This is a genomic window from Leptothrix toolikensis (SeqCode), assembly GCF_057922285.1.
Genome location: NZ_JBYSVC010000076.1, coordinates 1 through 11,637 on the forward strand (window position 1 = coordinate 1; position 11,637 = coordinate 11,637).

General features: G+C 58.4%; 15 protein-coding genes and 1 tRNA gene. 14 read left to right on the forward strand and 2 right to left on the reverse strand.

Features of this window, described 5'->3' with window-relative positions:
• The coding region (locus tag AC3VI7_RS10355) for a YlqF/YawG family GTPase (protein ID WP_489671501.1) at positions 1-350 on the reverse strand (350 nt) is incomplete at its 3' end.
• A gap of 45 nt (positions 351-395) precedes the next feature.
• Positions 396-608: a hypothetical protein gene (locus tag AC3VI7_RS10360; RefSeq protein ID WP_489667648.1), complete on the reverse strand. Its 213-nt coding sequence runs from the start codon at positions 606-608 to the stop codon at positions 396-398.
• 24 nt (positions 609-632) lie between these two features.
• Here AC3VI7_RS10360 and AC3VI7_RS10365 point away from each other — a divergent pair, with 24 nt between their 5' ends.
• From AC3VI7_RS10365 to AC3VI7_RS10430, 14 genes are all read left to right on the forward strand, one after another.
• Positions 633-851, forward strand: a complete 219-nt coding sequence (locus tag AC3VI7_RS10365) for a cold-shock protein (protein ID WP_489667647.1) — start codon at positions 633-635, stop codon at positions 849-851.
• A gap of 180 nt (positions 852-1,031) precedes the next feature.
• Entirely contained in the window at positions 1,032-1,295 is a 264-nt protein-coding gene (gene rpsO, locus AC3VI7_RS10370; RefSeq protein ID WP_489667646.1) for a 30S ribosomal protein S15, read from the forward strand.
• Between the two features lie 259 nt (positions 1,296-1,554).
• Positions 1,555-3,885, forward strand: coding sequence for a polyribonucleotide nucleotidyltransferase (gene pnp, locus AC3VI7_RS10375; protein ID WP_489667645.1), 2,331 nt, complete (start codon positions 1,555-1,557; stop codon positions 3,883-3,885).
• 41 nt (positions 3,886-3,926) lie between these two features.
• Positions 3,927-4,922, forward strand: coding sequence for an NAD(P)H-quinone oxidoreductase (locus tag AC3VI7_RS10380; protein ID WP_489667644.1), 996 nt, complete (start codon positions 3,927-3,929; stop codon positions 4,920-4,922).
• Between the two features lie 39 nt (positions 4,923-4,961).
• Entirely contained in the window at positions 4,962-5,711 is a 750-nt protein-coding gene (gene tpiA / locus AC3VI7_RS10385) for a triose-phosphate isomerase (RefSeq protein WP_489667643.1), read from the forward strand.
• Positions 5,712-5,745: 34 nt separating this feature from the next.
• Positions 5,746-6,123, forward strand: coding sequence for a preprotein translocase subunit SecG (gene secG, locus AC3VI7_RS10390; RefSeq protein WP_489667642.1), 378 nt, complete (start codon positions 5,746-5,748; stop codon positions 6,121-6,123).
• 127 nt (positions 6,124-6,250) lie between these two features.
• Positions 6,251-6,335: transfer RNA gene (locus AC3VI7_RS10395), tRNA-Leu, on the forward strand.
• Positions 6,336-6,489: 154 nt separating this feature from the next.
• Positions 6,490-6,849: an NADH-quinone oxidoreductase subunit A gene (locus tag AC3VI7_RS10400; protein WP_489667641.1), complete on the forward strand. Its 360-nt coding sequence runs from the start codon at positions 6,490-6,492 to the stop codon at positions 6,847-6,849.
• Positions 6,850-6,893: 44 nt separating this feature from the next.
• Positions 6,894-7,370 (forward strand): NuoB/complex I 20 kDa subunit family protein, encoded by a 477-nt coding sequence (locus AC3VI7_RS10405; protein ID WP_489667640.1) that lies wholly within the window; start codon positions 6,894-6,896, stop codon positions 7,368-7,370.
• Between the two features lie 17 nt (positions 7,371-7,387).
• Positions 7,388-7,987: an NADH-quinone oxidoreductase subunit C gene (locus AC3VI7_RS10410; protein ID WP_489667639.1), complete on the forward strand. Its 600-nt coding sequence runs from the start codon at positions 7,388-7,390 to the stop codon at positions 7,985-7,987.
• Positions 7,988-7,998: 11 nt separating this feature from the next.
• Positions 7,999-9,252, forward strand: a complete 1,254-nt coding sequence (locus AC3VI7_RS10415; protein ID WP_489667638.1) for an NADH-quinone oxidoreductase subunit D — start codon at positions 7,999-8,001, stop codon at positions 9,250-9,252.
• Between the two features lie 38 nt (positions 9,253-9,290).
• Positions 9,291-9,785, forward strand: coding sequence for an NADH-quinone oxidoreductase subunit NuoE (nuoE, locus tag AC3VI7_RS10420; protein WP_489667637.1), 495 nt, complete (start codon positions 9,291-9,293; stop codon positions 9,783-9,785).
• 44 nt (positions 9,786-9,829) lie between these two features.
• Positions 9,830-11,173, forward strand: coding sequence for an NADH-quinone oxidoreductase subunit NuoF (gene nuoF, locus AC3VI7_RS10425; RefSeq protein ID WP_489667636.1), 1,344 nt, complete (start codon positions 9,830-9,832; stop codon positions 11,171-11,173).
• A gap of 21 nt (positions 11,174-11,194) precedes the next feature.
• A partial coding sequence (locus AC3VI7_RS10430) for a 2Fe-2S iron-sulfur cluster-binding protein (RefSeq protein ID WP_489671502.1) occupies positions 11,195-11,637 on the forward strand: 443 nt, incomplete at its 3' end.

Sequence of the window (11,637 nt, forward strand, 5' to 3'; positions counted from 1 at the left end):
CGCATCGGCTTGGCCATGCCGCCGCGCAACGGGGCCAAGGCTCGGCAAGCTGCGATCAGGCGCTGCGCGGGCGCAGTGACGCTGGCGTCGAGCGCCAAGGCTTGGGTTTGAGGCAAAGCGTTGTAATGCGCCAGCCAAGCTTCGGTCTGGATGGGGTCGGCCAGATCTTGTTTGTTGAGGATCTTCAAGGCCGGTCGGCCTTGGCCGAGGCGAGCGAGCAGTGGATTGGCACTGGAGCCAGGCAGCCGAGCATCGAGCAGTTCGATGACGACATCGATGCCATCCTTGAGCCGTTCGGTGATGGCTTTCTGGGTCAAATGCATGTGACCGGGAAACCATTGGATAGCCATCAGGGTCTTTCTTGGGTGGGAGCAATGCTTGGGTCGGTGAATCTATCACCTCACCCGAGGCAAGAGTGCGCTACACTCCGCGCCGCAGACATACACAAGGCCGTTTTTTTCAAGGTCTTGCTCTTTTACCCACTTCGCCAGTGTGCTTTTGTTCTCTTGCGTGGTCGGCTCAGGTGGAATTTCCCCGGTTTGACGTTTCTTGAGTGTCTCTGTTCCTGTTGGCTTCAACGCTGGCAGGGTGGTTTTTTCTTTTTTCAATCAACACTCCAAGGAACATCATCCATGAGTACGCAAACACAAGTCGGCATCGTTAAGTGGTTTGACGACGGCAAGGGCTTCGGCTTCATCACACCGGAAGACGGCAGCAAGGACCTGTTCGCTCACCATAGCGAAATCCGCAACAGCGGCGGTTTCCGCAGCCTGCAAGAAAACCAACGCGTGGAATTCGAAACCAAGCAAGGCCCCAAGGGTCTGCAAGCGGCCAACATCCGCCCGCTGTAAGCCTATAATCCCGGGCTTCGCGCCCGGGTCGTGAGCTCTTTGGCTCAAGGCCCGGGTTCGAGAAGCCCACACGGCACGGGTCGGTTTCACCTGTGACCGCAAGTCAACCCGGAAACCGTCGGCAGACACGCCCAAGCGCGCTGGACTGCGACGCGGTTTCCATCGTTATTGGAAATCAAGATGTCCGACATCAATACTGCTGAAGTTGTTGCCGCCCATGCACGTGGCGTTGGCGACACAGGTTCCCCTGAAGTGCAAGTCGCTCTGCTGACTGCGCGCATCAACCACCTCACCCCCCATTTCAAAGCACACATGAAAGACCATCACGGTCGTCGTGGCCTGCTGCGGATGGTGAGCCGTCGCCGTAAGCTGCTTGACTATCTCAAGAGCCGCGATGCGGGTCGTTACACCGCGCTGATCCAGACCCTGGGCCTGCGTAAGTAATTCGCGTCACGTACTTGTTACGTACGCTCCCATGAAGAGCCTGTCTGGACGTCAGTTTCCAGGACGGGCTCTTTGTGTTGGTTTTGTGGATGGTGGAGCTTCGGTCTTTGATCGCGCTGCTGTGTCATTCCATCGGCGTTCCGTGGCCCCAGAGCTGCGGTGCTTCGCTGGAATGGCATTGCGCCCATGAACCGACTCCGGGTGTCGCATCCCACCGTTTGGATGCAACCAGCCGCGTCACGCGGCAAAGGAAAAACGCATGAGCATGTTCAATAAAGTCTCGAAGACCTTCCAATGGGGTCAACACACCGTCACGCTGGAAACCGGCGAAATCTCGCGTCAAGCGGGCGGTGCCGTGCTGGTCAGCATGGACGACACCGTGGTGCTCGCCACCGTGGTCGGTGCCAAGAACGCCAAGCCGGGCCAGGACTTCTTCCCCCTGACGGTCGATTACATCGAAAAGACCTACGCTGCCGGCCGCATCCCGGGCAGCTTCTTCAAGCGTGAAGCCAAGCCTTCCGAACTCGAAGTGCTGACCAGCCGCCTGATCGACCGCCCGCTGCGCCCGCTGTTCCCCGAAGGCTTCTACAACGAAGTCCAAGTCGTGGTGCATGTGATGTCGTTGAATCCGGAAGTCTCGGCCGACATCGCCGCCTTGATCGGCTCCAGCGCTGCGCTGGCCATCTCGGGCATCCCGTTCAACGGCCCGATCGCCGGTGCGCGCGTGGGCTACATCAACGGTGAATACGTCCTCAATCCGGGCCCGACCCAACTCAGCCAATCCAAGATGGACTTGGTGGTGGCCGGTACCGAAGCCGCCGTGTTGATGGTGGAATCCGAAGCCGACCAGTTGCCGGAAGATGTGATGCTGGGCGCTGTGGTGTTCGGTCACGAACAAGGCAAGGTCGTCATCGACGCGATCAAAGAACTGGTGCGCGACGCTGGTAAGCCCGCTTGGGATTGGCAAGCTCCGGCCAAGGACGAAGACCTGATCGCTAAGGTCAAGGCGCTGGGCGAAGAAAAGATCCGGGCCGCCTACCAGATCCGTTCCAAGCAAGCCCGTACCCACGCTTGCCGTGCGGCTTACGCCGACATCAAGTCGGCTTTGACGGCTGATGGCGTGAGCTTTGACGACGTCAAGGTCGAAAGCCTGCTGTTCGAACTCGAAGCCGCTACCGTGCGCGGTCAGATCTTGTCGGGTGAGCCGCGTATCGACGGTCGCGATACCCGCACCGTGCGTCCGATCGAAATCCGTACCGGCGTCCTGCCGCGTACCCACGGCTCGGCGCTGTTCACCCGGGGTGAAACCCAAGCGCTGGTGATCGCCACCCTCGGTACCGACCAAGACGCGCAAAAGATCGACGCGCTGGCCGGTGAGTTCCAAGACAAGTTCTTGTTCCACTACAACATGCCGCCGTTTGCCACCGGCGAAACCGGCCGCATGGGCACGCCCAAGCGCCGCGAAGTCGGCCACGGTCGTTTGGCCAAGCGCGCGCTGGTGCCGTTGTTGCCGAACCGTGAAGACTTTGCCTACACCGTGCGCGTGGTCTCTGAGATCACCGAATCGAACGGTTCGTCCTCGATGGCTTCGGTCTGCGGTGGCTGCTTGGCCATGATGGATGCTGGTGTGCCGATGAAGGCCCACGTGGCCGGTATCGCCATGGGCCTGATCAAGGAAGGCAACCGCTTTGCGGTGCTGACCGACATCTTGGGTGACGAAGATCACCTGGGCGACATGGACTTCAAGGTGGCCGGTACCACGGGTGGTATCACCGCCTTGCAAATGGACATCAAGATCCAAGGCATCACCAAGGAAATCATGCAAGTTGCGCTGGCTCAAGCCAAGGAAGCGCGTTTGCACATCCTGGAAAAGATGACCACAGCGGTGGCCGGTGCCAACACGGAAGTGTCCGAATTTGCACCGCGTCTGTACACCATGAAGATCAATCCGGAAAAGATCCGTGACGTGATCGGCAAGGGTGGCTCGGTGATCCGTGCGCTGACCGAAGAAACCGGCTGTCATATCGACATCGGTGAAGACGGCACCATCACCATCGCCTCGGCTGATGCAGATAAGGCGGAAATCGCCAAAAAGCGCATCGCTGACATCACGGCTGAAGCCGAAATCGGTAAGGTCTACGAAGGCCCGGTGGTCAAGATCCTCGAATTCGGTGCCTTGGTCAACGTGCTGCCTGGCAAGGATGGCCTGCTGCACATCAGCCAAATCGCGCATCAACGCGTCGAGAAAGTCACCGACTTCCTGACCGAAGGCCAGATCATCAAGGTCAAGGTGCTGGAGACCGACGACAAGGGTCGCATCAAGCTGTCGATGAAGGCGCTGATCGAACGCCCTGAAGGTATGGAAGCTGTCAGCGAAGACCGCCCGCCGCGTCGCGACCGTGACGGTGGTGGTTATGGTGATCGTGGTGGTGACCGTGGTCCGCGTCGTGAACGGGGTGATCGCCCGCCGCGTCAAGAGCGTGGTGAGCGTGATCACCGCCCCGAATCGTCGGGTGAAGCGGTGGCTGTGGTTGCTGAACAAGGTGCCGGTGACGACACCCAAGCGCAGCAACAACAGCAACAGCAGTAAGAGCGGCAGTAAGCACAGCCATCCTGCCGCCGTCCTTGGTCATGCAAGCCATCGAGATCAGCCAACCCGGTGCAGCTGCTGAGCTGCGCTTGGTGCATCGCCCCGTGCCCATCCCGGCGCTGGGCGAGGTGTTGATCCGTGTGGCGGCCAGTGGTGTGAATCGGCCCGATGTCTTGCAACGCAAGGGCCTCTATCCGCCACCGCCAGGGGCCAGTGATTTGCCAGGTCTGGATGTGGCCGGGGTGATTGAGGCCGTCCATCCGGATAGCCTCGATGAACTGGCCGCTGCTGGTTTGGCGGTTGGGCAGCGTGTCTGCGCCTTGGTGTCCGGCGGCGGATATGCCCAAGCATGTACGGCTCCTATCGGGCAGTGCTTGCCGGTGCCGCAGGGCCTCTCCGACATCGAGGCGGCCAGTCTGCCCGAGGTGTTGTTTACCGTCTGGTCGAATGTGGTGGACCGGGCTGGCTTGAAAGCGGGGGAGACCCTGCTGATTCAAGGCGGCACCAGCGGTATCGGCGTCATGGCCATCCAAGTGGCCAAAGCTTTGGGTGCCACGGTGATCGTGACGGCGGGCAGCGCCACCAAGTGTGCGGCAGCGTTGCGTTTGGGTGCAGATCACGCCATCGCCTACCGCGAACAGGATTTCAGTGCCGAGGTGCTGCGTCTCACGCAAGGGCGCGGCGCGGACGTGATTCTCGACATGGTGGCGGGCGACTATGTGGCGCGTGAACTGCGCTGCTTGGCCGAAGATGGTCGGCTGGTGATCATTGCCGTGCAGGGTGGCGCCAAAGCTACCCTTGATGCTGGCCTGATCCTGCGGCGACGCTTGGTGATCACGGGGTCCGCCTTGCGCGCGCGTTCGGTGATGTTCAAGGCGGCCATGGCCCAAGCGCTCAAGGCGCGGGTCTGGCCACTCATCGCCTCGGGGCGCATACGGCCTGTGATCCACGCGGTGCTGCCCGCCGCTGAGGTGGCTGAGGCGCATGCCCTGATGGAAAGTGGTCAGCATATCGGCAAGATCGTGCTGGCTTGGTGAAAACAGAACAGAACACAAGACAAGAGACAAGGAATCGTCATGAGCCAAGCTCGCAGCAAACTCGTCGTTGGTAACTGGAAAATGCACGGCAATCACGCAGCCAATGCGGAGTTGCTGCAAGACATCTTGGCTGCTCGCCCCTTGGGTGTTGAAGCGGCGGTATGCGTGCCGTTCCCCTATTTGTCCGAAGTGGCCGTGACCTTGGCCAACTCTGGCTTGGCGTGGGGCGCGCAAGATGTATCGGCGCACGAGCAAGGGGCTTACACCGGAGAGGTTTCGGCCGCCATGCTGGTGGAGTTCGGTTGCCGCTACGCCATCGTGGGCCACTCGGAGCGTCGCGCTTACCACGGCGAAAGCGATCAGATCGTGGCCGATAAAGCCAAGGCCGCTTTGGCACGTGGTATCACGCCGATCGTCTGTGTGGGTGAAACGCTGGCGCAGCGCCAAGCGGGTGAAACCGATGCGGTGGTGAAGCGCCAGCTCTCGGTGGTGATTCACGCCCTCGGGCCGTGCATCGGCGAAATCGTGGTGGCGTATGAGCCTGTATGGGCGATTGGTACCGGGTTGACCGCGACGCTTGAGCAGGCTCAAGCGGTTCATGCGGTGTTGCGCTCACAACTTGCTGCTGCGACTGCTTGCGCGGCAGAGATGACTTTGTTGTATGGCGGAAGTGTCAAGCCGGATAACGCCGCCGTGCTGTTCTCTCAGCCCGACATTGATGGCGGTTTGATTGGCGGCGCGGCGCTCAAAGCGGCTGATTTCTTGGCCATTGTTCGGGCCGCAGCCTGATTTTTCTGCATCTTTTCCTGAGGAGTCCCATCTGATGCATATCGTGATGAATTTGGTTCTGGCCCTCCAGATCCTTTCTGCCGTGACCATGATTGGCTTGGTCCTGATCCAGCACGGCAAAGGTGCCGACATGGGGGCCGCTTTCGGCAGTGGTACGTCTGGCAGCCTGTTTGGTGCGACGGGTAGTGCCAACTTCCTGTCGCGGACAACGGCGGTTAGTGCCACCCTGTTTTTTATCGCGACCTTGGTTTTGGCCTACTTCGGGCACCAGCGCGGTGCTCCTACGGCTGAAACTGTGTTGGATCGCGCCGTACAGGTGCGCCCGGCCGCTTCTTCGGCTTCCGCCGGCGCTGCCGCTGCAAGCATGGATGTGGTGAGCCCTCAGGCCCCCGCACAAATCCCGGGTCGGTGAGCGTCTTTGGTGTGCGAATTTAGAGATTTTTTTGAAAAATCAATAAATTCGTTATAGAATGCGCGGCTGCAAACTTCTGATGATCAATGCAAAAGATCAGCAAGAAATAGCAGCCTTAAAAATTTGTGCCGACGTGGTGAAATTGGTAGACACGCTATCTTGAGGGGGTAGTGGCGAAAGCTGTGCGAGTTCGAGTCTCGCCGTCGGCACCAAAAATAAAGACAATACTCAGTTGATGCAATAAACTGTTCGTTTGAGTATTGGGGAAAGTACGCGGCGCGCTCTTTGTGCAGTTATGTCAGAATAGACAACTGATGCAGGCGCGCTTTTTGCTGTCTGATTTGGCACGGAGAGTCGTTTGTGATCATGGGTCTCGACCAGTACCTTCCTGTTCTTCTCTTTATTTTGGTGGGTGTTGGGGTTGGCATTGCTCCCCAAATTTTGGGTTTTCTGCTTGGGCCGCAACGGCCTGACGCGCAGAAAAACTCTCCCTACGAATGTGGTTTCGAGGCTTTTGAAGATGCTCGAATGAAGTTTGATGTGCGCTACTATCTTGTGGCTATTCTCTTCATTCTTTTTGATCTTGAAATTGCCTTTCTCTTTCCTTGGGCGGTTTCTCTCAAGGAAATTGGTGCGACGGGTTTTTGGGCCATGATGGTTTTCCTGAGTATTCTGGTCGTGGGATTTATCTACGAATGGAAAAAAGGGGCGCTGGATTGGGAATGATCCTTTCTTGACTCTCTGTTCGGCTCTGGATAACAGGATAAGCAATGGGTATTGAAGGCATTCTCAAGGAAGGCTTTGTCACAACAAGTGTTGATACGCTGATCAATTGGTCCAAGACCGGTTCGTTGTGGCCCATGACCTTTGGTTTGGCATGCTGTGCTGTCGAGATGATGCATGCAGGTGCTGCGCGCTACGACATTGATCGCTTCGGCATGCTTTTTCGGCCTAGCCCACGTCAAAGTGACTTGATGATTGTGGCGGGCACCTTGTGCAACAAGATGGCTCCGGCCTTGCGCAAGGTGTACGACCAGATGGCTGAGCCGCGTTGGGTTTTGTCGATGGGGTCGTGTGCCAATGGCGGTGGTTATTACCACTACAGCTATTCGGTGGTGCGGGGTTGTGATCGGATTGTGCCGGTGGATGTGTATGTCCCGGGTTGTCCGCCCACGGCGGAAGCGTTGCTCTATGGCATTTTGCAATTGCAAGCCAAGATCCGACGTGAAAACACCATTGCTCGTTGAGTTGAGGGAATAGCGGCATGACTCAAAAACTCCAAAACCTGCTGGCGGCCCTTGAAAACGTGCTCGGTGATCGGATCGTGAAGCAAGTTTGCGCGCGCGGTGAGATCACGATCACGGTCAGTGCTGAGGATTACCAGACCACAGCGTTGGTTTTGCAAGAAGACCATGAGCTGGCTTTTGAGCAATTGATTGATTTGTGTGGCGTTGACTACAGCACCTACAAAGATCAAGTGTGGGAAGGGCCACGTTATTGCGTGGTCCTGCATCTGCTTTCTCTGCGGCACAACTGGCGTCTGCGTTTGAAAGTCTTCTGCGAAGACAATGATTTTCCGCGCATCCCGTCGGTCAATTCCATTTGGAATGCTGCAAATTGGTTTGAGCGTGAAGCCTTCGATATGTACGGCATTATTTTCGAAGGTCACGAGGATTTGCGGCGCATCCTGACAGACTACGGTTTCATTGGGTATCCGATGCGCAAGGATTTCCCAGTCACGGGGCATGTCGAAATGCGCTATGACCCGGAACAAAAACGCGTCATTTACCAGCCGGTGTCAATCGAGACCCGTGAGATTACGCCCCGGATCATCCGGGAGGACAACTACGGTGGTCTTCACTGAGGCATCGAGTCATGGCTGAGATCAAGAATTACACCCTCAACTTCGGTCCGCAACATCCAGCGGCGCACGGCGTGCTACGGCTGGTGCTGGAGCTCGATGGCGAAGTGATTCAGCGCGCCGATCCACACATCGGCCTGTTGCACCGTGCCACCGAAAAGTTGGCCGAAACCAAGACGTACATCCAGTCGCTGCCCTACATGGACCGGCTTGATTACGTCTCGATGATGTGCAACGAGCACGCGTACTGCTTAGCGGTCGAGAAGCTGCTGGGGGTCGATGTGCCCGTGCGTGCGCAGTACATCCGCGTGATGTTTGCCGAGATCACGCGCTTGCTGAACCATCTGCTTTGGTTGGGCGCTCACGGCATGGACTGTGGTGCCATGAACATCCTGATCTACTGCTTCCGCGAGCGGGAAGATCTGTTCGACATGTACGAGGCCGTGTCGGGTGCGCGGATGCACGCGGCTTATTTCCGTCCCGGTGGTGTCTATCGTGATCTGCCGGACACCATGCCGCAGTACCAAGCCAGCCGGGTGCGTAACGCCAAGGCGATTGCCAAGCTCAACGAGAACCGCCAAGGCTCGCTGCTCGATTTCATCGACGATTTCACCCAGCGTTTCCCGCCTTTGGTCGATGAGTACGAAGTGCTCTTGACCGAGAACCGTATCTGGAAGCAGCGCACGGTCGGTATCGGTGTGGTTGAGCCTGAACGCGCCTTGAACATGGGCCTTTCGGGGGCCATGTTGCGTGGCTCGGGCATCGAATGGGATCTGCGCAAGAAGCAGCCCTACGATGTTTATGACCGCATGGATTTCGACATCCCGGTGGGCGTGAACGGCGACACCTACGACCGCTATTTGGTGCGTGTCGAAGAGTTGCGTCAGTCGAATCGCATCATCAAACAGTGCGTCGATTGGCTGCGCGTCAACCCCGGCCCGGTCATCACCGACAACCACAAGGTGGCACCGCCGTCGCGCGAAGGCATGAAGACCTCGATGGAAGCGTTGATCCATCACTTCAAGCTCTTCTCTGAAGGTTTTCACGTTCCCGAAGGCGAAGCCTACGCGGCGGTCGAGCACCCGAAGGGCGAGTTCGGCATCTATCTCGTCAGTGATGGGGCCAACAAGCCGTACCGCATGAAGATCCGTGCGCCGGGCTTTGTGCATCTGGCGGCGCTGGATGAAATGTCACGCGGCCACATGATTGCTGACGCCGTGGCCATCATCGGCACGATGGACATCGTGTTCGGTGAGATTGACCGTTGAATCCCATGTCGCCGCACCCGAACCCGACTGCACCCACCATGTTCAGTGAAGCCACCCTGGCGCGTTTTGCGCGTGAAGTTGCCAAATATCCGGCTGATCAGCCGCAGTCCGCTGTGATGGCTTGTTTGGCCCTTGCCCAACAAGAGCGCGGCTGGGTTTCACCCGAGGTCGAGCAGGGCGTCGCCGCTTATTTGGGCATGCCTGTGATCGCGGTGCATGAGGTCACGACCTTCTACAACATGTACAACCAGCAGCCGGTGGGCACGTTCAAGCTCAACGTCTGCACCAATCTGCCCTGCCAGTTGCGTAACGGTCAAGCCGCGTTGGATCACTTGTGTACCAAGCTCGGCGTTGAGGTGGGCGGTACGACCAAGGATGGACTCATCACTTTGCAGCAGTGCGAATGTTTGGGTGCCTGCGCCGATGCGCCGGTGATGCTGGTCAATGACCGTCAGATGCTCAGCTTCATGAGCAACGACCGTCTCGATGAGCTGGTTGAAACCTTGCAGGCCCATGCCGGGCAGGGCGCTTGAGCCCCACCGCAACGGCAAAGACGGCACAGACGGAGTTGAGCACGATGATGTTGGACCTTTCCAAGTTTCAAGCCACAGGTCTGGAAACCTGTTTCCATGACCGGCACATCAAGCCCCAGATTGTTGCTGGGCTGAATGGTCGCAATTGGCATCTGCACGATTACGAAGCCCGGGGCGGTTATCAGGCTGTGCGCAAGATGCTGGCCCAAGATGGCACGGGCTGGAGTCCTGAGCAGGTCATTGCCGAGGTCAAGACCTCCGGTCTGCGGGGTCGGGGCGGGGCGGGTTTCCCGACCGGCCTCAAGTGGAGCTTTATGCCGCGTGCTTTGCCGGTGCAAAAGTACTTGGTCTGCAATTCGGACGAAGGTGAGCCGGGCACGTGCAAGGACCGCGACATCCTGCGTTTCAACCCGCATAGCGTCATCGAAGGCATGATCATCGCGGCCTACGCGATGGGTATTTCGGTGGGCTACAACTACATCCACGGCGAGATTTTCGAGGTCTATGACCAGTTCGAAGCCGCTTTGGAAGAAGCGCGCGCGGCGGGCTATCTGGGCGACAACATCCTCGGCAGCAGTCACAGTTTTCAGCTGCATGCGCACCACGGTTTTGGGGCCTACATCTGCGGCGAAGAAACCGCCCTGATCGAGTCGATTGAAGGCAAAAAGGGCCAGCCGCGCTTCAAGCCGCCGTTTCCGGCCAGCTTTGGCGTCTACGGCAAGCCCTCCACCATCAACAACACTGAAACCTTCGCGGCGGTGCCCTGGATCATCCGCAACGGTGGTCAGGCCTACCTAGAGTCGGGCAAGCCGAACAACGGCGGCACCAAGATTTTCTCGATGGTCGGTGATGTCGAGCTGCCGGGTAACTATGAAGTGCCGATGGGCACCTCCTTTGCCGATCTGCTGGCCTTGGCCGGGGGCGTCAAGGGCGGCAAAAAGCTTAAGGCTGTGATCCCTGGCGGCTCGTCGTCGCCGGTGCTGCCGGCCGACATCATGATGGCTTGCACGATGGACTATGACTCGATTGCCAAGGCCGGCTCGATGCTGGGTTCGGGTGCGGTCATCGTCATGGATGAAACCCGCTGCATGGTCAAGAGCTTGCTGCGGTTGTCGTATTTCTACGCACACGAATCCTGTGGTCAATGCACCCCTTGCCGCGAAGGCACGGGCTGGCTGTGGCGGCTGGTGAATCGCATCGAGCACGGCCAAGGTCGCGCTGAAGATCTGGAGCTGCTCGACAACGTGGCCGAGAACATCATGGGGCGCACCATCTGTGCGCTTGGCGACGCAGCGGCCATGCCGGTGCGGGCCATGATCAAGCATTACCGGCATGAGTTCGTGTACCACATCGAACACAAGACTTGCCCGCTCCCCGCTTACGTCTGAAGTCGAACCTGGCGCACAAAGATGGTTGAAATCGAACTCAACGGCCGCAAGGTCCAAGTGCCTCCCGGCAGCATGGTGATGCATGCGGCTGAGAAGGCGGGTTGCCACATTCCGCATTTCTGCTACCACAAGAAGCTCTCGATCGCCGCCAATTGCCGCATGTGCTTGGTCGATATTGAGAAGGCCCCCAAGCCGATGCCGGCCTGTGCCACGCCGGTGACGCAGGGCATGATCGTGCGCACCCAAAGCGACAAGGCGATCAAGGCGCAGCAGTCGGTGATGGAGTTTCTCCTCATCAACCACCCGCTCGATTGCCCGATTTGTGATCAAGGCGGCGAGTGTCAGTTGCAAGACATCGCAGTCGGCTACGGCAAGAACACGTCACGCTACGAAGAAGAAAAGCGCGTCGTCATGCCCAAGGAAGTCGGCCCGCTGATCTCGATGCAAGAGATGAGCCGCTGCAT